We start from the raw sequence: 20,487 nt of genomic DNA, 5'->3' as shown, positions 1-20,487 counted from the left end.
TCGCGCTGGTCGCCACCACCCTGCCGGGTGATTCGGCCGACGACGCCGCGGCCCGCGACACGGCCCGGCGGATCGTGTTGACCAGCGCGAGGTAGCGCGCGGTGACCCCGGAGAACAGCCCGCCGTCCCCGCCACCGGCGCCGGCCAGCACGCCCGTCGGCGCCATGTGTTCGGCGACCGCAGCGACCAGCCGGTGCACCCTTGGCGCGTGCCGATCGTCGTGGGTGCGTGCCGCGAGCTCCGTTTCCAGGCCGAGCACCACGCCCTGGCAATAGGTGTACTGGGCGCGGACCAGGGAGCCGGCCTTGATGCCGTCGAACACCAGGTGCGTCTCCGGGTCGATCAGGGTCTCGTCGATCCAGTCGGCCATCTGCTGGGCGCGCCGCATCCGGTCGGAGTAGCGGGCCAGGAAGATCCCCGCCGGGCCGTTGGCCGGCGCGTTGAAGAACTGGTCCTGCTTGCGCCACGGGATGCCGCCGCCGTCCTCGGGCACCCACGCGTCGAGGAATTGCTCGGCCAGCTTGGGCAGGGCGCGGTGGCGTTCGACACCGGCGATCCGCGCGGCGCGTTCCAGCGCGAGCGCCAGCCAGGCCATGTCGTCGTAGTAGTTGTTGGTCCAGCGAAAGTTGTTGCGCAGTCGGTGCGAGCGGACCTGCCGGTTGATCCTGGCGTGCCGGTCGGGTTGCGGGTCGCGCAGCTGCGCGTCGACCAGGCAATCCAGCAGGTGCGCCTGCCACCAGTAGTGCCAGGTGCCGAACATCCGGTCGCGCCGAGTCGCCGGCCACGCCACGACGCCCAGCTGGGTCCCGGGCAGCCCCCAGAGCCGTTTCAGGTGTCGTTGCGCGACAGCGGCTTCGGAGCTGGCCGCGCGGTTGGCCCATAGCTGATCCATACCGCCGATCCTGCCTCATACTGAAATATGCGCTATCGGCAAACCATTTCGGGGACCACGCACACCTTCTCCGGCCTGGTCGACGTGATGGCGAAGGCGACGCCGTTGCGCTCCGGCGACCAGCTCGCGGGTTGCGCGGCCGGCTCCGACGCCGAACGGGCGGCGGCCGCGTGGGTGCTGGCCGACATACCGCTGGCGACGTTCCTCACCGAGGTGGTCGTGCCGTACGAGACCGACGAGGTCACCCGGCTCATCATCGACGGCCACGACTCCGGGGCCTTCGGCCCGATCGCGGACTTGACGGTGGGCGGATTCCGCGACTGGCTGCTGGACGCGGCGTCCCGCGACGACGGCGCGGCGCGGATCGCCGCGATCTCCCCGGGGTTGACGCCGGAAATGGTTGCCGCGGTGTCGAAGATCATGCGCAACCAGGACCTGATCCTGGTTGCCGCCGCGGCGACGGCCACCGCGGCCTTCCGGACCACGATCGGATTGCCCGGCACGCTGTCGACCCGGTTGCAGCCCAACCATCCCACCGACGACCCCCGCGGGATCGCGGCGGCCGTGCTCGACGGGCTGCTGATGGGCTGCGGTGACGCGGTGATCGGCATCAACCCGGTGACCGACTCGCCGCACGCCGCCTCTGAGCTGTTGCACCTGCTCGACGACATTCGCCAGCGGTTCGCGATCCCCGTCCAATCCTGCGTGCTGTGCCACGTCACGACCACGATGGAGCTGATCGACCGGGGCGCGCCCGTCGACCTGGTCTTCCAGTCGATCGCGGGCACCGAGGGCGCCAACTCCTCGTTCGGGACCTCCATCGGCATGCTGATGGAGGCCAACGAGGCCGCCCGGTCGCTGCGCCGCGGCACCGTCGGCGACAACGTCATGTATCTGGAGACGGGGCAAGGTGCGGCCCTGTCGGCCGGTGCCCACCTCGGTGTGGGTGACCGGCCGGTCGATCAGCAGACGCTGGAGGCGCGGGCCTATGCCGTGGCCCGGGCGCTGCAGCCGCTGTTGATCGACACCGTGGTCGGATTCATCGGGCCCGAATACCTCTACGACGGCAAGCAGATCATCCGCGCCGGGCTCGAAGACAACTTCTGCGGAAAGATGCTGGGCCTGCCGATGGGCGTCGACGTCTGCTACACCAACCACGCCGAGGCCGACCAGGACGACATGGACACGCTGCTGACCCTGCTCGGCGCGGCGGGCACCGCGTTCGTCATCACGGTTCCCGGCGCCGACGACGTCATGCTCGGCTATCAGAGCCTGTCGTTTCACGACGCGCTGTACGTGCGAAAAGCGTTGGGGCTGCGGCCCGCACCCGAATTCGAAGCGTGGTTGGCCGGCCTGGGCATGGTCGACGCCGACGGCCGGCTCCTGCCCGTCGACCTCGCCACGTCGCCGCTGCGAGCGCTGGCGGCCGGCTGATGGACGACATCTGGGCGCCCCTGCGCGCCACCACCCAGGCGCGCATCGGGCTCGGGCGTGCGGGCAACTCGCTGCCGACGCGGCGCGTCCTGGAATTTCGGGCCGCACACGCCGCGGCGCGCGACGCCGTCCACGAACCGCTCGACGTCGACGGCCTCGTCCGGCGGCTGCGCGGCTTGAACGTCGAAGGCGTCGACGAGCCGCTGCGGGTGTGCAGCCGGGCGGCCTCGCGCTCCGAGTACCTGCGTAGGCCCGATCTCGGCCGCAGCCCGGCCGACCTGTCGAGTCTGCGAAAGACCAAGGCGGACATCGGTTTTGTCCTCGCCGACGGGCTATCGCCGCGCGCCCTGACCGATCATGCCGCGGGCATGGTCGAGGCGCTGGTCCGCGAATTCGACGGCCGCTACCGGATTGCGCCGCCGGTCATCGCGACACAGGCACGCGTCGCGCTCGGCGACCACATCGGTGAAGCCCTCGGCGTCGCAACGGTTCTCGTGCTCATCGGCGAGCGCCCGGGCCTCTCAGTCGCCGACAGCCTGGGCATCTACCTGACGCATCGGCCGAAGCCGGGGCTCACCGACGCCGACCGCAACTGCATCTCCAACATCCATCCGCCCGACGGCCTCGACTATCCGACGGCCGCGGCGGTCGCGGCGGCGCTGGTGGCCGGCGCCCGGCAACTCGGCCGCTCGGGGGTGGCCCTGAAGGACACGACGCGAGCGGCAATCGGCCAGTCGGCGGCTAAAACGGCCCTCTAACGCCGCCGGCCGAGGATCCAACCCAGCACCAGCCCGGCGACCACGGCCAGCACCAGCGGGGCGTACTTCTTCAGCTGGTCGCCGCCGGCGAGTTCGAGCAGGTCGATCGGTTCGGGCTCCGCGGCGGGGGCCTCGTGTCGCGGCTCGGGGACGGCTCCGACCTGCGGGGGGCCCTCCGGCGTGGCCGGCGCCGCCACACTCTGCGCGGCCAATTCGGCTTCGAGCGATTCCACGAACTGGCCCAGCAGCTTCTCCGACACCTGCTGCAGCATGCCACTGCCGAACTGGGCCAGCTTGCCCGCGATCTTGAGGTCGGTGTCAACGGTGACGCCGGTGCGATCGCCGTCCTCGTGGAGCTGGGCGGTGACCGTGGCGGCCGCGTTGCCGGTCCCCCGCGTCTCCTTGCCCTTGGCGTCGATCACCGCGCGGTACTGGCCCCGGTCGTGCTCGACGAAACGCACCTTGCCGCTGAACTCGCTGGTGACCGGCCCGACCTTCACCTTGACCTTGCCCAGGTAGTCGTCGCCCTCGTGACCGGTCAGCGCCGCCCCGGGCATCAGCGGGATCACCTGCTCCAGGTCGCTCAGCACGTCCCAGGCCCGCTCGATGGGTGCGCTGACGGTGAACTGGTTGGCGATCTTCATGCCGGGATCCTCTCGGGTGCGACGACGGCGTCGAGCCCCAGCCTACGGGCGGCACTACGGAAGTAGAGTCGGGTCCCCCGCGTCGTGGTGGATGCGCCCGGCGATCTGGGCCAGCGGGCGGCCCCCGCCGCCCCAGCGCTTGGCGATGATGTCGGCGGCGATCGAGACCGCGGTCTCCTCCGGGGTGCGCGCGCCGAGGTCCAGCCCGATGGGGCTGGACAGCCGGCCCAGCTCGGCGTCGGTCAGACCGGCGGCCTTGAGCCGGTTCAGTCGGTCGTCGTGGGTGCGCCGCGAACCCATCGCCCCGACGTAGCCGACCTGGGGCAGGCGCAGTGCCACCTCGAGCAGCGGCACGTCGAACTTCGGGTCGTGGGTGAGCACGCAGATCACCGTGTGGCGGTCGACGGCGCCCGCCTCGGCCTGCGCGGCGAGATAGCGGTGCGGCCAGTCGACGACGACCTCGTCGGCCGTCGGGAAGCGGGCCCGGGTGGCGAACACCGGGCGGGCGTCGCACACGGTGACCCGGTAGCCGAGGAACGAGCCCTGGCGCGCCAGCGCCGCCGCGAAGTCGATCGCGCCGAACACCAGCATCCGCGGCGGCGGCGCATAGCTGGACACGAAGACCTCCATGCCGTCGCCGAGCCGCTGCCCGTCGGGCCCGTACTCGAGGATCTCGCTGCGGCCCAGTGCGAGCAGGCCGCGCGCATCGTCGGCGACCGCGGCGTCGGCACGCGCCGAACCCAGCGACCCCGCCGTGCCGTCGGGCCGGATGACGAGACGCCGGCCGACCCGGGCCGGGTCCGGATGTGCGATGACGGTCGCGGTCGCCACCGCGCGGCGCCCGGCGATGTCGTCGGCCACCGCACCGAGCTCGGGAAACGACGCGCGTGAAACCGGCTCGACGAAGACGTCGATGACGCCGCCGCACGTCAGGCCGACCGCGAAGGCGTCGTCGTCGCTGACGCCGTAGCGTTCCAGCCGCGGGGCACCGGTTTTCGTCGCCTCGGTGGCGAGGTCGTACACCGCGCCCTCCACGCAGCCACCCGACACCGACCCGGTGACCGAGCCGTCCGGCGCCACCACCATCGCGGCCCCCGGCGGCCGGGGCGCGGACCGGAAAGTGCGCACCACCGTCCCCAGCCCCGCGGTGTCGCCGGCGTGCCAGATCGACATCAGCTCGGCAAGCACGTCACGCACTCGTCCAACGTAGGCTGACGGCTGCGGCCCGGCTGGACTTCGGCCCATTTGCGGCTCACCCGTCACAGCAGCACCAGATTCGGGATGGCATGTGACCCGCCGATTTTGATATCGCATGCGATATCGAATTTGAAGGCGAGCATGTGGGTCGCGGACCCGAGCGAGTGTGCGTCGAGGGCGGCGGCTACCAGGCCTGGGACAGGTCCGCGTGCTGTCGAATCCAGGCATGCATCGCGATTCCGGCGGCCACGCCGGCGTTGATGCTGCGGGTCGAGCCGAACTGGGCGATAGACACCGTCGTGGCCGCGCCCGCCCGGATGTCGTCGGTGATGCCCGGCCCCTCCTGACCGAACACCAGCAGGCACTCGCGCGGCAGCGCGGCCTCCTCGAGCCGGGCCGCCCCCGGAACGTTGTCCACCGCGACCACCGTCAACCCGGCCCGCACCGCGAAGTCCAGCAGATCGGCGGTGGTGTCGTGGTGGCACAGCCGCTGATAGCGGTCGGTCACCATGGCGCCGCGGCGATTCCACCGCCGCCGACCCACGATGTGCACGGTGTGCACGGCGAAGGAGTTGGCGGTGCGCACCACCGAGCCGATGTTGGCGTCGTACCCGAAGTTCTCGATCGCCACGTGCAGCGGGTGCCGCCGCCGATCGATGTCGGCGATGATCGCCTCCCGCGTCCAGTACCGGTACGCGTCGACGACGTTGCGAGTGTCGCCCTCGCGCAACAGGACTGGGTCATACCGCGGTTCGTCGGGCAGCTCGCCCGCCCACGGCCCGACCCCCCCGGCAGATTCGCCCCACTCGGTCGGCCCGGGATCGGTCATCGCGGCGTCCACACACCCGCGTGGGTGCCGTCGACGGCCACCGTCGCGTAGAGCAATGCGTCGGTGATGTCGCCCTGGGTGCACAGCGACGCGCTGACGTGCACCGCGTCCAGCGAGGCGTCGGGCAGGATCAACACCGACGAGCCGTACGCCGCGCAGGCCGGGTTCAGTCCGGCGCCGGGCAGGGTCGGCGACGCGAGCAGCATCAGCGGCCCGCCGCGCTTGGCCGAGTCGTCGCGGTACCGGGCCGCCAGCCCGTCGGCCTCCAGGCCCAGCAGCATGTAGCCGTTCCCGTTGAACGCCGCGGGGTCGCCGAGCTGCGCCTTGGTCACCGGGGCGCCGTCGGCGCGCCAGGCCGACAGGCTGGTGGTCTTGACCGCCAGGCCGGTGTCATTGGCGTTGGTGGGCATCAGCCCCACCGGGAAGGCGGCCGGGTAAGCCGCCGAGGTGTTCGGGATCCGGTCGCGCGGCGAGTAGCCGTACACACCGCGGACCTGACTCCGATCCTTCAGCGGCCCAAGGCAAACCGTGCCGGTCAGCCGGTCGCCGGGCGCCGACAGCGGCGAGTGGACATCGGGCGCCTTGCCGGTCGGGCGGTCGCAACTGCCCAGACCGTTGGACTCCATCGGGTGCGACAGCGCGCCGTAGAGGCCGAACCGGATGTCCTCGGCCTTGGCGCGCGGCGCGTGCGGGTCCGCCGCGGAGGCGTCGACGTCGATGAGCACGTAGTCGCCGTCCCAGCGCAGGTTCGACACCGCCATGTTCCAGCCCAGCAGCGAAAGCGACTCCCCGAACCGCGCGCCCTGGGCGCCGTAGGGCCGGACCGGTTGGCTGGGCCCCGAGCAACCCGTCAGCGGGGCCAGCGCGCAGGCCGCTATCGCGAGGAGGTGCGCCCAGCGACGCAACCTAGCCCAGCCCCAGATCGGCAAGGCCCAGCACGCTGCGATACGGCAGGCCCTCGGCCTCGATGGCCTCGGCGGCGCCGGTGGACCGGTCCACGACCGTGGCCACGCCGACCACCTTCCCGCCCGCCTCTTGGACGGCGCGCACCGCGGTCAGCGCCGACCCACCCGTGGTACTGGTGTCCTCGACGACCAGCACCCGCTTACCGGCGACCTCCGACCCCTCGATAAGGCGTTGCAGCCCATGGGTTTTCGCGGACTTGCGCACCACGAACGCGTCGATCGGGCGGCCCGGCGCGTGCATGACGGCCGTGGCGACCGGGTCGGCGCCCAGCGTCAGCCCGCCGACCACGTCGTAGTCCCAGTCGCTGGTAAGGTCGCGCATCAGCGTGCCGATCAGGGCCGAGGCCCGGTGGTGCAGGGTGGCGCGGCGCAGGTCGACGTAGTAGTCGGCCTCCTTGCCCGACGACAGCGTGACCCGGCCGTGCACCACCGACAGCCGGCGCACCAGCTCGGCCAGCTCGGCGCGCAATGACGACTCAGGTTCGGCCACGGCCACCCCCGATTCGCTTGGTCACGGCCCGCATCAGCGTCCGCGGGATCATCCGCTCGGCGGCGATGATCGCCTTGTATTGCAGGCCCGGAATGCTGATCACCTTGCCGCGCGCAATGTCGGCGAGGCTCTGGTTCACCACGTCGTCGACCTCGAGCCACATGAACGACGGCGACTTGGCCATGTCGATCCCGGCGCGGGCGTGAAACTCGGTGCGCACGTAGCCCGGACACACGGCGTGCACCCCCACCCCGGTCCCCTGCAGGCCTACGGACAGGCCCTCGCTGAAGGAGATCACCCACGCCTTGGACGCCGAGTAGGTCGACCCGCGTCCCGGCACCAGGCCGGCGACGCTGGCGATGTTGATGACGGTGCCGGCGCCCGCGTCGAGCATGGCCGGCAGGGCCGCGCGGGTGAGGTGCATGACCGCGGTGACGTTGACGTCGAGCTGCGATTGCAGCAACGCGGGATCGGTGGCCCAGAAATCGCCCGAGGTGCCGAAGCCCGCGTTGTTCACCAGGACGCGGACGCCCTGGGCGAGGCGTGCGCAAACCTTGTCGCGACCGGCGGCGTCGGCCAGGTCGGCGGGCAGCACCTCGACGTTGCCAGCCCGGCCCTCCAGCTCACGGGCCAGTTCGCGCAGCCGGTCGACGTCGCGGGCGACCAGGACCAGGTCGTAGCCGTCGCTCGCATAGCGTCGCGCGAAGCCGGCGCCGATCCCGGACGTGGGCCCGGTGATCAGGGCGACAGGACGAGGCATGAGCGACATCCTAATGACGGCGGCAGCGCCGCCCACCCGGCGCCCAGCGCGCCGTCAGTGCTGATAGTTGGTGGCCTGGTGGCCGTTGCGCCCGGTCGGCGGCGGGCGGCGAACGGCGTCCGAGCCGCGCTGCTCCCGGCGGATCGGCTCGGCCGGCCTGCGCCCGGGCGCGTCACCCAGCAGCCCCGTGACGTCCTGCTGCGCGCGCCGGGGCGGCAGCTCCGCGCGGCCGGCGGGGGCCAGCGGGCGGCTCGGCGCCGCGTTGCGCAGCCCCGCGGGCGCGCCACCCTCCTGCGGGGTTTCCTCCGGCAGCGGCGGCAGCACCCGCAGCAGGTCGTTGAACTGCCGCACGGTGCGCAGGCCCTCGTCCCACTGGGTGCGGGTGCTGGTGATGGGCATGGCGACCAGCGTCCAGTTCTGCTCGTTCCACATGATCTCGGCGCAGTCCGGCGCGGTGTGCGCGAAGGTGACCATGCGGCGGTCGCAGGCGCGCCGGGCGGCGTCCAGGTTGGTGGAGTACACCATCCGCGGGCCGATCGCACCCAGCAGCCAAATGTCGCTCTCCCGTGGCTCTTTCAGCCCCTTGAGCCGCAGGTCCACCACGACGTTGGTGCCCACCTTGCGGTGCAGCGCAATCACGGTGGCGACTTCCTCGAGGTCGAAGATGTAGACGGCCTCGCCGCGGATCTGGCCCAGCACCACGTTCTCGGCGGCGATGTCGCCGACCGTCGAGATCACACCGCGCTTCCAGCGCTTGAGGATGTCGGCCGATTCCCGCTCGTAGTCGAAGCCGTGCGACCGCGCCCACGACCTGCGGCGCCGGCTGCGACCGCGACGTCGATCGAGGTCGACGTACAGCAACACCCCCGCGCCGACGAAGCACAGCGCGGACAGCGTGAACCAAAGGGGGACCATCCCACACAGGGTATCTGCATTTCCGCCGGAATAAAGAAGTCCGGCTGGTCACAACCCAATTACATGGCGATCGCGAGCGCGGCGTAGCCGCGCTCGCGATCGCCGCCGACTCAGCCCAGGATCAGCGAGTCGCCGTCCGGGCTGACGTTCACCGGCACGGTGTCGCCGTCGTGCACGTCGCCGGCCAGCAGCTGCTTGGCCAGCTGGTCGCCGATGGCCTGCTGCACCAGCCGGCGCAGCGGCCGCGCGCCGTAGACCGGGTCGAACCCGCGCTGCGCGAGCCACTGCTTGGCCGGCAGCGAGACCTCCAGCGTGAGGCGGCGCTGCGCCAGCCGCTTCTGCAGCTGGGCCAGCTGGATGTCGACGATCGACACCAGCTCGCCGGGCTCGAGGCCGTGGAAGATGATCACGTCGTCGAGCCGGTTGATGAACTCGGGCTTGAACGCCGAGCGCACCGCGGCCATCACCTGCTCCTCGCTGCCGCCCGACCCGAGGTTGGACGTCAGGATCAGGATGGTGTTGCGGAAGTCGACCGTGCGGCCCTGCCCGTCGGTGAGCCGGCCCTCGTCGAGGACCTGCAGCAGCACGTCGAACACGTCCGGGTGCGCCTTCTCGATCTCGTCGAAGAGGATCACCGTGTACGGCCGGCGGCGCACCGCCTCGGTCAGCTGGCCGCCCTGGTCGTAGCCGATGTAGCCCGGGGGCGCACCGACCAGCCGGGCGACGGAGTGCTTCTCGCCGTACTCGCTCATGTCGATGCGCACCATCGCGCGCTCGTCGTCGAACAGGAACTCCGCCAGCGCCTTGGCCAGCTCGGTCTTACCGACACCGGTCGGCCCGAGGAACATGAACGACCCGGTCGGCCGGTTGGGGTCGGCGACGCCGGCCCGGCTGCGCCGCACCGCGTCGGACACCGCCGTCACCGCCCGCTTCTGGCCGATGACGCGCTTGCCCAGCTCGTCCTCCATCCGCAGCAGCTTGGCGGTCTCGCCCTCGAGCATCCGCCCAGCGGGAATGCCGGTCCACGCGGACACCACCTCGGCGATGTCGTCGGGTCCGACCTCCTCCTTGAGCATCACGTTCTCGCGCGCCTCGGCGTGCGGCAGCGCCGCGTCGAGCTTCTTCTCGACCTCGGGGATGCGCCCGTAGCGCAGCTCGGCGGCCTTGGCCAGGTCACCGTCGCGCTCGGCGCGCTCGGACTCCCCGCGCAGCGCCTCGAGCTGCTCCTTGAGCTCGCGGACGACGTCGATCGCGCTCTTCTCGTTCTGCCAGCGGGTGGTCAGCTCGGCCAGCTTCTCCTTCTGGTCGGCCAGCTCGGAGCGCAGCTTTTCCAGCCGCTCCTTGGACGCCTCGTCCTCCTCCTTGGCCAGCGCCATCTCCTCGATCTCGAGGCGGCGCACCAGGCGCTCGACCTCGTCGATCTCGACGGGCCGCGAGTCGATCTCCATCTTCAGGCGCGAAGCGGCCTCGTCGACCAGGTCGATGGCCTTGTCCGGCAGGAAGCGGGCGGTGATGTAGCGATCGGACAGCGTGGCCGCGGCCACCAGGGCCGAGTCGGTGATGCGCACACCGTGGTGCACCTCGTAGCGGTCCTTCAGCCCGCGCAGGATGCCGACGGTGTCCTCGACCGACGGCTCGCCGACCAGCACCTGCTGGAAGCGCCGCTCCAAGGCGGCGTCCTTCTCGATGTACTTGCGGTACTCGTCGAGCGTGGTCGCGCCGACCAGGCGCAGCTCGCCGCGGGCCAGCATCGGCTTGATCATGTTGCCGGCGTCCATCGCGCCCTCGCCGGTCGCGCCGGCCCCGACGATTGTGTGCAGCTCGTCGATGAACGTGATGATCTGCCCGGCGGAGTTCTTGATGTCGTCGAGGACGGCCTTGAGCCGCTCCTCGAACTCGCCGCGGTACTTGGCGCCGGCCACCATCGAGCCGAGGTCCAGGCTGATGACGGTCTTGTCGCGCAGGCTCTCCGGCACGTCGCCGGCCACGATCCGCTGGGCCAGGCCCTCCACGATCGCGGTCTTGCCGACGCCGGGCTCGCCGATCAGCACCGGGTTGTTCTTGGTGCGGCGGCTCAAAACCTGCACGACGCGGCGGATCTCGTTGTCCCGCCCGATGACCGGGTCGAGCTTGCCTTCGCGCGCGCGGGCGGTCAGGTCGGTCGAGTACTTCTCCAGCGCCTGGTAGGTGGCCTCCGGCTCGGGGCTGGTGACGCGGGCGCTGCCGCGGACCTTGACGAAGCCGTCGCGCAACGCCTGCGGCGATGCGCCGTGGCCGGTCAGCAGCTTGGCGACGTCGGAATCACCGGTGGCCAGGCCGACCATCAGGTGTTCGGTCGAGACGTACTCGTCGTCCATCTCGGTGGCCAGTTGCTGGGCGGTGGTGATGGCGGCCAGCGATTCGCGCGACAGCTGCGGCTGCGAGCTGGCGCCGCTGGCCTGCGGCAACCGTTCCACCAGGTGCTCGGCCTCGGTGCGAATGGTCGCGGGCGGGACGCCGACAGCCTCCAGCAGCGGTCCCGCGATCCCGTCGGCCTGTGTGAGCAGGGCCATCAGCAGGTGCGCGGGGCGGATCTCCGGGTTACCGGCGGCCGAGGCCGCCTGGAGCGCCGAGGTCAGCGCCGCTTGCGTCTTGGTTGTCGGGTTGAAAGAGTCCACGACGCCTCCGTTCGCATAAGTAGGGAAAATGCTTGTCGCGTTGTTCAACGCCGTCAAGGTTGAGTGTGTTCCGCTCAACTCTAACGAGTTTTGCGCAATATGGTGCACGGGGTACCCACCTGGCGATGACGCAGACCGAACCACACCGGAAGCAGGCCGACGCGCGCCGCGTGCGCGGCACCTTCAGGCTGGCCGTCGTTGTCAGCGGGCTGGCGCTGGCGGGGCTCGCCGTAGCAGGGTTCCGCACCGACCTCGGCGGGGCCGGCCCGTCGGCGACCGTCCCGGACTCGGGCACGCTGCAGGTCAACGGGGCGGGCACCTCGAAGACCATCCGCTGCCAGGGTGGCTACCTGTCGGTCAGCGGCCAGACCAACACCGTCACCGTCACCGGGCACTGCACGAGCGTGAGCGTCTCCGGCCACGGCAACCGCGTCGCGGTCGACAGCGCGGACGCGGTGAGCACCTCCGGGACCGGCAACGCGGTCATATTCCACTGGGGCTCACCGAACGTCGTCAACGCCGGGACGACCAACACCGTCAAGCAGGGCTGAGCCGGGTCACGGGCGATAGCCGGCCGGCAGGCCGAGCTCGTCCGCGTCCGCGGTGAGGTAGCGCTGCACGCTGGGTGCGATCAGCCCGACCACCTCCTCGGTGCTGAGGTCGGCGAGCGGACCCACCTTCATCACGTAGCGGAACAACGCGGTGCCGACCAGGTTCGTGCCCGCGAGGTTGGCCCGCAGGATCGTGTCGGGCCCCTCGCCCAGGACGCCGGAGATGGCGGTCATCACGTAACCGCGCATGAAATCGCGAAAGGCCTCGTACGCGTCGGGGTTCAGCATCGCCGAGTGCAGCATGGCGACCATGGTCGGGCCGGTCTCCGGCTCCTCCCAGATCTGCAGGTAGGCCCGCACCAACCGGACGCCGACGTCGCCGGGCGGGCCGCCGGTCATCGCGGCGACCAGCACCTCACCGTCCACGACCAGCCGCATCGACTCACGGAACAGCTCGGCCTTGGAACCGAACAGATACAGCACCATCGCGGCGTCCACGTGGGCGTCGTCGGCGATCTGACGCAGCGTCGTCTTCTCGAAGCCCTGGGCGGCGAACCGCCGCTTGGCCGCGCGGAGCACCACGTCCTTCGACACGGGCCCGCCCTGGCGGCGGCCCCTGCGCTTACGGGCGCCCGCCGGGGAAGTGGCTGGTGACGGCATACGACGACGGTATCATTTCATTCTTTGTTGAAAATATCGAACGCCACGGATACGCTGCGGACGTCATATTTCATCTATCGATGAAAAAGGTGCCGCGCATGATCACGCAGTCGCTCCCCCAGCACGGCCGGCCCGTTCACCGCCGCCCGCCACAACCCTTGTTCCGCGCCACCGGCATCATCGCGGCGATGACGGTCGCGGTGGCCATCATCTGCGTCGCCTTCGCGCTGCCGGCGGCGCGCTCCAAGCCGCACCACATACCGATCGGCCTGGTGGGCCCGGGTTTCGTGACCGGGCTGATCAGCAGCCAGCTGGACAGCGCCGCCCCGGGCGGCTTCGCCGTGACCGCCTACCCGGACGAGGCCGGGCTGCGGTCGGCGATCCGCAACCGCGACGGTTATGGCGGCCTGGTGGTGACCCCCCACGGCCCCACCCTGCTGCTCGCGTCCGGGGCGAGCCCGGCCGTGGCCCAACTGCTGACCCAGATCGGCGACCGCGTCGCGCAACGCACCGGCGCGCCGTTGCGCACCGAAGACCTGGCCCCGCTGCCCGCCGACGATCCGCGCGGCGCCGGCCTGGCCGCCTCCGCGCTGCCGATCACCCTGGCCGGAATCCTGCCCGCCATCGTGCTGCTGCTGGCCTTCCCCCGTCGGCCGTGGCTGAATTGCGCCGTCGCAACGGCGTTTTCGGTCAGCGCCGCGGTGACGATCGCCGTGCTGCTGCGTTATGTCCTCGGGTCGGTCGACCATAATTTCTGGGGCGTGGCCGCCGGACTCACCCTGGGCACGCTGGCGATGGCGCTGCCGACGCTGGCGCTGGGCTCGCTGTTCGGCCGGGTGGGCCTGAGTGGCGCGGTGGCGGTGGCGATGCTGCTGGGCAACCCGCTGTCCGGCCTGATGAGCGCCCCGGAGATGCTGCCGTCGGGGTGGGGCACGCTGGGTCAACTGTTGCCGCAGGGGGCAAACGCCACACTGTTGCGTTCGACGGCGTACTTCTCCGGCGCCGGGGCGACGACCGCCGGCCTGGTGTTGTGCTGCTGGGTGGCCGTCGCGGCCGTGCTGATCGGGATTGCCGGCGCGCGGCGAGCCTAGAATCGGGCCCCGTGGGGCTCGAGGACACCGAAGCATTGCGGGTGCTGCGCGACGCCTTCGCGCAGGAGGAGTCGGGTCCCGGCAACGAACTGGTCCGCCGGTTCTACACCCACTGGTTCGGCCTCGACGTGTCGGTGCGCGACCTGTTCCCACCCGAAATGGGCGGGCAGCGGGCCGCTTTCGCCCACGCGCTGCACTGGGTGTACGGCGAACTCGTCGCCCAGCGCGCCCAGGAACCGGTCGCCTTTCTGGCTCAGCTCGGCCGGGACCACCGCAAATACGGTGTGCTGCCGCAGCATTACGACACGCTGCGCCGCGCGTTGCTGTCGACGTTGCGGACCTACCTCGGCGACGCCTGGACCGACGCCGTCAACGAGGCGGCCGACCAGTCGCTCAACCTGATCATCGGGGTGATGCGCGGCGCCGCGGACGCCGAGGAGGGGCCCGCCTGGTGGGACGCCACGGTCATCGAGCACATGCGGGTCTCCCGCGACCTTGCGGTCGTCCGGCTGCAGCTCGACCGCCCGATGGACTATCACGCCGGCCAGTACGTCAACGTGCACGTCCCGCAGTGCCCCCGCCGCTGGCGGTACCTGTCGCCCGCCATCCCGGCGGACCCGGGCGGCGGCATCGAGTTCCACGTCCGGGTGGTGCCCGGCGGCCTGGTCAGCACCGCCATCGTCAACGAGACTCGGCCCGGCGACCGGTGGCGGATGTCCAGCCCGCACGGCGGCCTGCGGGTCGACCGGGACGGCGGCGACGTGCTGATGGTCGCCGGCAGCACCGGCCTGGCGCCGCTGCGGGCGCTGATCATGGACCTGTGCCGGTTCGCGGTGAACCCGCGGGTGCACCTGTTCTTCGGCGCCCGCTACCGCTGCGAGCTCTACGACCTGCCGACGCTGTGGCAGGTGGCCTCGCACAATCCGTGGCTGTCGGTCTCGCCGGTCTCGGAGTACAGCGCCGACCCGGCGTGGGCCGTCGACTATCCCGACTGCACCCCGCCGCGCGGCCTGCACGTGCGGCAGACCGGTCGGCTCCCCGACGTGGTCACCAAGTACGGCGGGTGGGGCGATCGGCAGATCCTGATCTGCGGCGGACCGGCGATGGTGCGGGCCACCAAGGCCGCCCTGATCGCCAAAGGCGCTCCGCCGGAACATATTCAGCACGACCCACTGTGGAGGTAAGCATGCGCGTCGTCACCCTGCGCGACCCGGCGTCGCCGGTGGCCGCGGAGTTCGTGCCCGAGGCGGGCATGATCGGCACCTCGCTGAGCGATGCCGGCGTGGAGCTGCTCGGGCAACGGCGCGGGCTGGACGCCTACGTGGCCGACGGCAAGACGATGGGGATCCCGATCCTGTATCCCTGGGCAAACCGGCTGGGGGCCAACAACTATACCGCACAAGGCGTGACGGCGACGCTGACGCCCGGCGAACACCGTGTCCGTGCCGATCCCAACGGGCTGCCGATCCACGGCGTGCTGGCCGCCTACCCGGACTGGCGGGTGACCGCCGAGTCGGCCGATGAATTGGTGGCCGAGTTGGACTTCGGCGCCGACCCGGAATTGCTGGCCAGCTTCCCGTATCCGCATGTGCTGACGATGGCGGTGCGGCTGGCCGAGCGGACGCTGACGGTGCGCACCACGGTGACCGCCACCGGATCTCGCGCCGTCCCGCTGTGCTTCGGCTTTCACCCCTACCTGCAGCTGCCCGACGTGCCGAGGGCCGAGTGGGTGATCGAGACGCCCCCGCTGCGGCACCTGCGGCTCGACGACGTCGGGCTGCCCACCGGCGAATCCGAGCCCCAGGGGGCGCTCGCGGAGCCTTTGGGAGACAAGGCATTCGACGACGCCTACGACGAGGTGCCCGACGGCGCGGTGTTCGCGGTCTCGGGCGGCGGGCGCCGCATCGAGGTGCACTTCGACCGCGGCTACCCCGCTACCCAGATCTTCGCGCCCACCGGCGACGATCCCGCGAAACGAATCGTCTGCTTCGAGCCGATGACCGCGCCGACCGACGCGCTGCGCCGCGGCGGCTACCGCTGCGCGCGGCCGGGCGAGCCGGCCGTAACTCAATTCTCTATTCACACATAGGGATTCGTCATGTCCGACCCGGCCCACCCGCAGATCGGGCGAATGATCGAGCAGTTCCAGGCGGTCATAGCGCTTCTCGACGAACAGGTCCGGCGGATGCAGCGGGTGGCGATCGTGGTCAGCGACCAGACCGGCACGGTCGAGGTGACCATGAACGGCCATCTGCGCCTGACCGGCCTGGTCATCGATCCCGGGATACTGGCCCTGGGCGCCCAGGAGGTGACCAGGCGAATCAACGAAGCAATAGGCGAGGCAACCGAATTCGCAGACGAGTGGGCGGACGAGGACATTGTCGACCTGGAGAGCCGAGTCGCCGACGCGCTGGCGAAGCTCAGGGACCTGCCGCCGCCGACGTAGCGCTCACGCGACCCAGACGCGGCGCTCCGCACGGTGAGCGGACGGCGACTCCAGCGCCAACCGGCCGTCCGCGTCCAGTGTGTAGGGGAAGATCATTCCGATCGCCACGCCCTCGCGGTGCTCGGCGGTGAGCTCGATGCCGTCCCGGTGCTGTTCGGTCAGCGTCACGTTCACCGCCACCACTGCGGCGCGCAGCGAGTCCTTCACCTCGATGAGCGCGCGCCACTGGGCGGCGAGCTGCTCGGCCACCTGTAGATCCCGGCCGCGCGGGTAGTTCGGCTGGATGGCCTGGCGCTGACCGTGAACGGAAACGGCCAGCGCGAACGGCAGGAACTCGCCCGCCTCAGCGATGCGCTCGGCCGCGAAGTTGACCGCGGCGTCGACCAGGCCGTCAAGGTCCGCCTGCGCCTGTTCCGTCACTGTGTCGCGCCAACCCATGCGCCGAGAGTAGCCTGCTCACCATGGGGGCCAACGAGTTGCGCGTCTACTGTGCCGAGCTGACCCGCGCATCCAAGGACACCGCCGGCGCGGCTGACGAGATCGAAGGGCTGCGGCGCAAATTGGGGACGCAGATGGGCGACCTTCGCCGCACCTGGACGGGGCAGGCGGCCACGGCATACCTCAACGTCTGGTCGGAGATCGACGAAGAATGCGAAGCCATGCTCGCCGACCTGCGCTGGATCGGGGAATCGCTGTCGGCGGCCGCCAATGCCTACGCGCACATGGAAACCAACGGGGCCAACACCTTTCGAGCCCTCAAACCCCCGGGGGTGTGATCATGGCCCGACGCACCGTCAACGAGGCCGAGCTGGTGGACGCGGCCGACGCGATGCGCCAGTTCTGCCTGACGATGAAGGAGCGCCTGTCCGAGGTGGCCAAGGATTTGCAGGGCCTACAGGGCACGTGGGAGGGCGTGGGGTTCGACGTCTTTCTCGAGCGGGTGCAGCACTGGCAGCGCTGGGCGGACGAGGCGAGTGAGTTGGTGTTCGACATGCACCTCAACGCGCACATCGCCCACCGCAACTACACCCACAACGCCGAGGTCAACACCGCGATGTGGGGCGGATAGCGGCCGGCGTATTGGTCGGGCTGTTCGGCGGCCCATATTCCGGCGGAATCTCGCCGACCCGAAGGCTTTTCGGGAACGGATCGGGCAACGCCGCGAGCTGGCCACGGTCCGTGGGCTCGTCGGTGGCGGCGAAATGCGCCCCCTCGTCGTAGAACGTGGTGCCCTCGGAAGGCAGATATTCGCGGACGATCGGCAGGTAGTCGGTGCCGAACCAGATCCACCAGATCGGGTGGGACGGTAGACCGAGTATCCCCTCTGCCCCGCGCAACAGGCCGCTGACGTCCTTGTTGACGTCGGTCGGCCCGGAGAGCTTGTGGTTGCGCAGCACCTCGCCGGTGGCCAGCACGCTGCCGCGCCGGCGGGCGAACTCGACGAAGAACCGGCGCACGGAGTTTCGCCAGCGCGGGTCGTCCAGCGGCTCGGCCACAATCCACAGAGTGTCGACGCAGACACCGCCCCACTGTTTCGGGAAGAGCCCGCCCTCGAGGCAGGGGAACGTCGCCTTGAACCGCGCCACATCGGAATAGACGTCCACGAACCGGGCGTCACCGTCGCGGTCTAGTCGGTAACGCAGCGGGTCCGATTCGCCGAAACGGCGCGGAAGGGCCTCGGGGAGGAGCTTTCTCGCGAGTTCGAGCCAGAGCGTCGGGGCGTTGGGCGCCGACACCGGCGAGTACCAATCAAGCTTGAGGACTCGGATCAACTCGCTGTTGGGTCGGCTGACCTTGCGAGCCCCTCGGGCACCGAGGATGTCCTCGGTCTGTTCGTCGACCGCCACTCCCCCCGCGGCGACGGCCAACGCCTTGGCGAACCGCCGCGCCGGCCGGACCTCGGCCGGGTCGCTGCCCTCCACGCTGATCTGCCAGCTGATGGCCGGCTCGAGAAGGTAGGGCACGACGTCGTCGGGCACGTCTTTGGGCTCGATTTCGTGGGGCCCGAACACGGTGAATGCGTAGGTGTCGTGCTTGCCGCGCACCACGGTGACCTCGCCGTCCCCGCTGTCCCCGATCGACAGCCCGGGGACGGATTCGACGATCGTCTCCAATTCCTCGTCGTCGACGTTGCCGGCCGCGTAGACCGTCAGGTCATACGACATGAGGTGGCCCCTTTCCGGGTGTAAACGCGAAATCCCAGGCTGCCATAGAATCGGTTCACCGGTGTGAGAGCGGGGCGGGGAGTGACGGACGTCGATCCGGAATTGTTCTACGACGCGGCCGCTGCCTACAAGGAGAACAGCGACCACGCCGCCGCCGCGTTGCGCAAGCTTGCCGGGGTGCATGCGGCCAACGCCGCCGGCACCCACGGGGTGGGCCCGCAGTGGGCGACGGCCTTCGACGCCGCGGCCGACGAGGCCGGCCAGGTGGCCTTCCGGCTGGTCAACGTCTTCGACAACCTTGGCACCCTGCTGCGCCAGGACGGCATCAATCACGACGAGACCGAAGAGGCGTCCACCCTCAACCAGCGCGACGCCTTCGGCGCGCCGATCACCCCGCCGGGACAGTCCGCCGGCACCTACATCGACGCGGCGGTCGACGTCGGCTCCGTCGCCGGGGGCGGCGACCCCGAACCGCCGCACTGGGATTTGGTGCGCGGCCAGATCACCGACGGCTGGCCCGACGGGCACCCCGACCGGGTGCAGTCGGTCGGGTCCGCGTGGGAAACCTTTGGGCACGACTTGGTGCACGTCGACGATGAGCCAGGTCCGGAGGAGCAGCGGCTGATCGTCGACGTCCAGGCGGCCGAGATCGCCTTCGTGGTCGACCGGCTCAACGAGGCGCGCGGTGTCAGCACCGACATCGCCGGTGCGTGCGGGGATCTGTCGCGCGCGGCCAAGGACTACGGGGAGAAGCTCAAGTCGGTCAAGGACGACATGGCCTTTGTCGTGGACAAGCTCGATCTGATCGTCAAGATCCTGGACGGCTATCCGCCGCAACTACACATGATCACCGAGGTCATCAAGCGGACGTTCATCGCGACGGCGGTCACCCAGATCAACGGGCTCAACGCGGCGCTGCGGACCACGGCCACCGCCTCGATGACGGACCTGACGTCGGCCGCCACCGCCATGAACACCGCTTTGCCCGCGGTGAAGACGCTGCTCACTCTGGTGCCGCGACGGGTGGATCCGACTCCGGCGCAACGGGTCAACGACAACCGCCTCAAGGGCCGCCGCGCCGAACAGCTTGCCGGGATCGACCAAGACGCCAAGGTACCGATCCAGGTGACCGACCCGAAGACGGGTGCGCTCCGGACACGAATTCCGGATGAAATCGACCCGGTGAACCGGGTAGTGCGTGAGGTGAAGAATGTGCAGAAGCTGGATGCGACGCGGCAGATCCGGGACATGGCACAGTGGGCGCGGGACAACGGCTATACGTTGGTCATCGTGGTGGACAAGGGCCGCACCAATGTTGGCAGTGTGGAGGAGACTTTGCGAGGGGAATATCCGGGGCTGAGCATAGAGATCGACCGGAGCATAAACCTGTCATGAGCAAGTACGGCGACGACCCCGACACCTGGCCGGAATATTGGCGCGCGATGAAACAAGAGCTGGATGCGGCCGGCATACCGGAAGACACCGTCGTCGAATTGCTTAATTCGCCCAATGACTATCCGCAGGCGGTGCCCATCATGGTGGACTGGCTGCAACATCTGGACGAACGCATTCCGCCCGGTGACGAACGGCGTGGCTGGCGGGTCAGTCTGATCCGCAACCTAATCACCAAGCACGCCAAAGGCAATCGCGCCGCCATTGATGTTCTGTTTCACCAGTTCGCGATCGAACCGGCACTGTGCAACGAAGAGCTCGAAGCCGCCGGGTTCGCGCTGGCCAAAATCTGCGAGCGCTCCGACTTCCCGCGTATCGCCGCCCTGATTCGCTCCGAGCGGGACTTTCCCACCAAATCGGTGTTGGTGGAATGGCTAGGCCAAATCAAGACCGAGGAAGCCAAAAAGCTTGCGGTGAGCCAACTTCCCAACCCGGCAACCCGCATCCCGGCCATGAAGGCGCTGGTGCGCCAGCGCGCCACCGGTGTGCGCGACGCCGTCGCCGAATACCTCGACAACGAGCACGAGATCTTCCGCAAGGAAGCCCGCAAGACCCTCGACAAACTGCCCGAGGACTGAAGC

Annotated in this window: 23 protein-coding genes; 11 read left to right on the top strand and 12 right to left on the bottom strand. The window is 70.0% G+C overall.

The genetic code is table 11. The annotated features are described in order from the left end of the window. A partial coding sequence (locus A5711_RS22165; RefSeq protein WP_082975819.1) for a glycoside hydrolase family 76 protein occupies positions 1-892 on the bottom strand: 892 nt, incomplete at its 3' end. A gap of 27 nt (positions 893-919) precedes the next feature. On the opposite strand from A5711_RS22165, the gene A5711_RS22160 reads away from it, so the two are divergent. Together A5711_RS22160 and eutC are read left to right on the top strand one after the other, a co-directional pair. Beyond that, on the top strand, positions 920-2,326 hold the full coding sequence (locus A5711_RS22160; RefSeq protein WP_067950320.1) for an ethanolamine ammonia-lyase subunit EutB: 1,407 nt from the start codon (positions 920-922) through the stop codon (positions 2,324-2,326). Next, the gene (gene eutC, locus A5711_RS22155; RefSeq protein WP_067950318.1) at positions 2,326-3,084 is read left to right on the top strand and encodes an ethanolamine ammonia-lyase subunit EutC; all 759 of its coding nucleotides are present in this window, start codon (positions 2,326-2,328) and stop codon (positions 3,082-3,084) included. Before A5711_RS22160 ends, eutC begins: the two co-directional genes overlap by 1 nt. On the opposite strand, the gene A5711_RS22150 is transcribed toward eutC, so the two are convergent. From A5711_RS22150 to clpB, 8 genes are all read right to left on the bottom strand, one after another. Then, positions 3,081-3,728 carry an SRPBCC family protein gene (locus A5711_RS22150; RefSeq protein ID WP_067950316.1) on the bottom strand — a complete coding sequence of 216 codons (648 nt, stop codon included), beginning with the start codon at positions 3,726-3,728 and terminating at the stop codon, positions 3,081-3,083. The genes eutC and A5711_RS22150 overlap by 4 nt on opposite strands. A gap of 54 nt (positions 3,729-3,782) precedes the next feature. Continuing rightward, complete coding sequence (locus tag A5711_RS22145; RefSeq protein WP_197520056.1) at positions 3,783-4,925, bottom strand: XdhC family protein; 1,143 nt, start codon at positions 4,923-4,925, stop codon at positions 3,783-3,785. 184 nt (positions 4,926-5,109) lie between these two features. Further along, positions 5,110-5,754 carry an RNA methyltransferase gene (locus tag A5711_RS22140; protein ID WP_067950328.1) on the bottom strand — a complete coding sequence of 215 codons (645 nt, stop codon included), beginning with the start codon at positions 5,752-5,754 and terminating at the stop codon, positions 5,110-5,112. Then, positions 5,751-6,659, bottom strand: a complete 909-nt coding sequence (locus A5711_RS22135; protein WP_067950314.1) for a hypothetical protein — start codon at positions 6,657-6,659, stop codon at positions 5,751-5,753. The genes A5711_RS22140 and A5711_RS22135 overlap by 4 nt, the downstream gene beginning before the upstream one ends. A gap of 1 nt (position 6,660) precedes the next feature. Beyond that, positions 6,661-7,188, bottom strand: a complete 528-nt coding sequence (pyrE, locus tag A5711_RS22130; protein ID WP_369829953.1) for an orotate phosphoribosyltransferase — start codon at positions 7,186-7,188, stop codon at positions 6,661-6,663. Between the two features lie 7 nt (positions 7,189-7,195). Beyond that, on the bottom strand, positions 7,196-7,969 hold the full coding sequence (locus A5711_RS22125; protein ID WP_067950313.1) for an SDR family oxidoreductase: 774 nt from the start codon (positions 7,967-7,969) through the stop codon (positions 7,196-7,198). A 54-nt stretch (positions 7,970-8,023) separates the two neighbouring features. Continuing rightward, positions 8,024-8,884 (bottom strand): trehalose monomycolate transport factor TtfA, encoded by an 861-nt coding sequence (gene ttfA, locus A5711_RS22120; RefSeq protein ID WP_067950311.1) that lies wholly within the window; start codon positions 8,882-8,884, stop codon positions 8,024-8,026. A gap of 110 nt (positions 8,885-8,994) precedes the next feature. Continuing rightward, positions 8,995-11,541 carry an ATP-dependent chaperone ClpB gene (clpB, locus tag A5711_RS22115; RefSeq protein ID WP_067950309.1) on the bottom strand — a complete coding sequence of 849 codons (2,547 nt, stop codon included), beginning with the start codon at positions 11,539-11,541 and terminating at the stop codon, positions 8,995-8,997. Positions 11,542-11,666: 125 nt separating this feature from the next. On the opposite strand from clpB, the gene A5711_RS22110 reads away from it, so the two are divergent. After that, the gene (locus A5711_RS22110; RefSeq protein WP_067950307.1) at positions 11,667-12,092 is read left to right on the top strand and encodes a DUF3060 domain-containing protein; all 426 of its coding nucleotides are present in this window, start codon (positions 11,667-11,669) and stop codon (positions 12,090-12,092) included. A gap of 6 nt (positions 12,093-12,098) precedes the next feature. On the opposite strand, the gene A5711_RS22105 is transcribed toward A5711_RS22110, so the two are convergent. Then, positions 12,099-12,752 carry a TetR family transcriptional regulator gene (locus A5711_RS22105; RefSeq protein WP_082975818.1) on the bottom strand — a complete coding sequence of 218 codons (654 nt, stop codon included), beginning with the start codon at positions 12,750-12,752 and terminating at the stop codon, positions 12,099-12,101. A 98-nt stretch (positions 12,753-12,850) separates the two neighbouring features. Here A5711_RS22105 and A5711_RS22100 point away from each other — a divergent pair, with 98 nt between their 5' ends. The 4 genes from A5711_RS22100 to A5711_RS22085 are packed head-to-tail and all read left to right on the top strand — an operon-like array spanning position 12,851 to position 16,289. Beyond that, positions 12,851-13,843: a hypothetical protein gene (locus A5711_RS22100; protein WP_067950303.1), complete on the top strand. Its 993-nt coding sequence runs from the start codon at positions 12,851-12,853 to the stop codon at positions 13,841-13,843. Between the two features lie 11 nt (positions 13,844-13,854). After that, on the top strand, positions 13,855-15,027 hold the full coding sequence (locus tag A5711_RS22095) for an FAD-binding oxidoreductase (RefSeq protein WP_067950301.1): 1,173 nt from the start codon (positions 13,855-13,857) through the stop codon (positions 15,025-15,027). A gap of 2 nt (positions 15,028-15,029) precedes the next feature. Next, entirely contained in the window at positions 15,030-15,932 is a 903-nt protein-coding gene (locus A5711_RS22090) for an aldose 1-epimerase (RefSeq protein ID WP_067950299.1), read from the top strand. Positions 15,933-15,941: 9 nt separating this feature from the next. Further along, positions 15,942-16,289: a YbaB/EbfC family nucleoid-associated protein gene (locus A5711_RS22085; protein ID WP_067950297.1), complete on the top strand. Its 348-nt coding sequence runs from the start codon at positions 15,942-15,944 to the stop codon at positions 16,287-16,289. A gap of 3 nt (positions 16,290-16,292) precedes the next feature. On the opposite strand, the gene A5711_RS22080 is transcribed toward A5711_RS22085, so the two are convergent. Further along, complete coding sequence (locus A5711_RS22080; RefSeq protein ID WP_067950295.1) at positions 16,293-16,727, bottom strand: hypothetical protein; 435 nt, start codon at positions 16,725-16,727, stop codon at positions 16,293-16,295. 23 nt (positions 16,728-16,750) lie between these two features. On the opposite strand from A5711_RS22080, the gene A5711_RS22075 reads away from it, so the two are divergent. Together A5711_RS22075 and A5711_RS22070 are read left to right on the top strand one after the other, a co-directional pair. Beyond that, positions 16,751-17,065: a WXG100 family type VII secretion target gene (locus A5711_RS22075; protein WP_067950293.1), complete on the top strand. Its 315-nt coding sequence runs from the start codon at positions 16,751-16,753 to the stop codon at positions 17,063-17,065. Positions 17,066-17,067: 2 nt separating this feature from the next. Continuing rightward, positions 17,068-17,358, top strand: coding sequence for a WXG100 family type VII secretion target (locus A5711_RS22070; RefSeq protein ID WP_156745027.1), 291 nt, complete (start codon positions 17,068-17,070; stop codon positions 17,356-17,358). Here the strand turns inward: A5711_RS22070 and A5711_RS22065 are convergent. Continuing rightward, entirely contained in the window at positions 17,333-18,454 is a 1,122-nt protein-coding gene (locus tag A5711_RS22065) for a hypothetical protein (RefSeq protein WP_067950289.1), read from the bottom strand. The genes A5711_RS22070 and A5711_RS22065 overlap by 26 nt on opposite strands. An 81-nt stretch (positions 18,455-18,535) precedes the next feature. On the opposite strand from A5711_RS22065, the gene A5711_RS22060 reads away from it, so the two are divergent. Together A5711_RS22060 and A5711_RS22055 are read left to right on the top strand one after the other, a co-directional pair. Next, positions 18,536-19,849, top strand: coding sequence for a putative toxin (locus A5711_RS22060; RefSeq protein ID WP_067950287.1), 1,314 nt, complete (start codon positions 18,536-18,538; stop codon positions 19,847-19,849). Continuing rightward, positions 19,846-20,484 carry a HEAT repeat domain-containing protein gene (locus tag A5711_RS22055; RefSeq protein WP_067950285.1) on the top strand — a complete coding sequence of 213 codons (639 nt, stop codon included), beginning with the start codon at positions 19,846-19,848 and terminating at the stop codon, positions 20,482-20,484. Before A5711_RS22060 ends, A5711_RS22055 begins: the two co-directional genes overlap by 4 nt. The last annotated feature ends 3 nt before the right edge of the window (positions 20,485-20,487 follow it).

Source organism: Mycobacterium sp. E2238 (assembly GCF_001672665.1).
In the GTDB taxonomy this organism is placed as follows: domain Bacteria; phylum Actinomycetota; class Actinomycetes; order Mycobacteriales; family Mycobacteriaceae; genus Mycobacterium.
Note: the sequence above shows the minus strand (reverse complement) of the source record. Positions and strands in the feature narration are given on the sequence as shown.

Excerpts from the sequence above, each read along its gene's own strand:
- A5711_RS22160 (WP_067950320.1), top strand. The coding sequence starts at position 920 with ATGCGCTATCGGCAAACCATTTCGGGGACCACGCACACCTTCTCCGGC.
- eutC (WP_067950318.1), top strand. The coding sequence starts at position 2,326 with ATGGACGACATCTGGGCGCCCCTGCGCGCCACCACCCAGGCGCGCATC.
- A5711_RS22150 (WP_067950316.1), bottom strand. The coding sequence starts at position 3,728 with ATGAAGATCGCCAACCAGTTCACCGTCAGCGCACCCATCGAGCGGGCC.
- A5711_RS22140 (WP_067950328.1), bottom strand. The coding sequence starts at position 5,754 with ATGACCGATCCCGGGCCGACCGAGTGGGGCGAATCTGCCGGGGGGGTC.
- A5711_RS22125 (WP_067950313.1), bottom strand. The coding sequence starts at position 7,969 with ATGCCTCGTCCTGTCGCCCTGATCACCGGGCCCACGTCCGGGATCGGC.
- ttfA (WP_067950311.1), bottom strand. The coding sequence starts at position 8,884 with ATGGTCCCCCTTTGGTTCACGCTGTCCGCGCTGTGCTTCGTCGGCGCG.
- A5711_RS22110 (WP_067950307.1), top strand. The coding sequence starts at position 11,667 with ATGACGCAGACCGAACCACACCGGAAGCAGGCCGACGCGCGCCGCGTG.
- A5711_RS22105 (WP_082975818.1), bottom strand. The coding sequence starts at position 12,752 with ATGCCGTCACCAGCCACTTCCCCGGCGGGCGCCCGTAAGCGCAGGGGC.
- A5711_RS22100 (WP_067950303.1), top strand. The coding sequence starts at position 12,851 with ATGATCACGCAGTCGCTCCCCCAGCACGGCCGGCCCGTTCACCGCCGC.
- A5711_RS22090 (WP_067950299.1), top strand. The coding sequence starts at position 15,030 with ATGCGCGTCGTCACCCTGCGCGACCCGGCGTCGCCGGTGGCCGCGGAG.
- A5711_RS22085 (WP_067950297.1), top strand. The coding sequence starts at position 15,942 with ATGTCCGACCCGGCCCACCCGCAGATCGGGCGAATGATCGAGCAGTTC.
- A5711_RS22080 (WP_067950295.1), bottom strand. The coding sequence starts at position 16,727 with ATGGGTTGGCGCGACACAGTGACGGAACAGGCGCAGGCGGACCTTGAC.
- A5711_RS22075 (WP_067950293.1), top strand. The coding sequence starts at position 16,751 with ATGGGGGCCAACGAGTTGCGCGTCTACTGTGCCGAGCTGACCCGCGCA.
- A5711_RS22070 (WP_156745027.1), top strand. The coding sequence starts at position 17,068 with ATGGCCCGACGCACCGTCAACGAGGCCGAGCTGGTGGACGCGGCCGAC.
- A5711_RS22065 (WP_067950289.1), bottom strand. The coding sequence starts at position 18,454 with ATGTCGTATGACCTGACGGTCTACGCGGCCGGCAACGTCGACGACGAG.
- A5711_RS22055 (WP_067950285.1), top strand. The coding sequence starts at position 19,846 with ATGAGCAAGTACGGCGACGACCCCGACACCTGGCCGGAATATTGGCGC.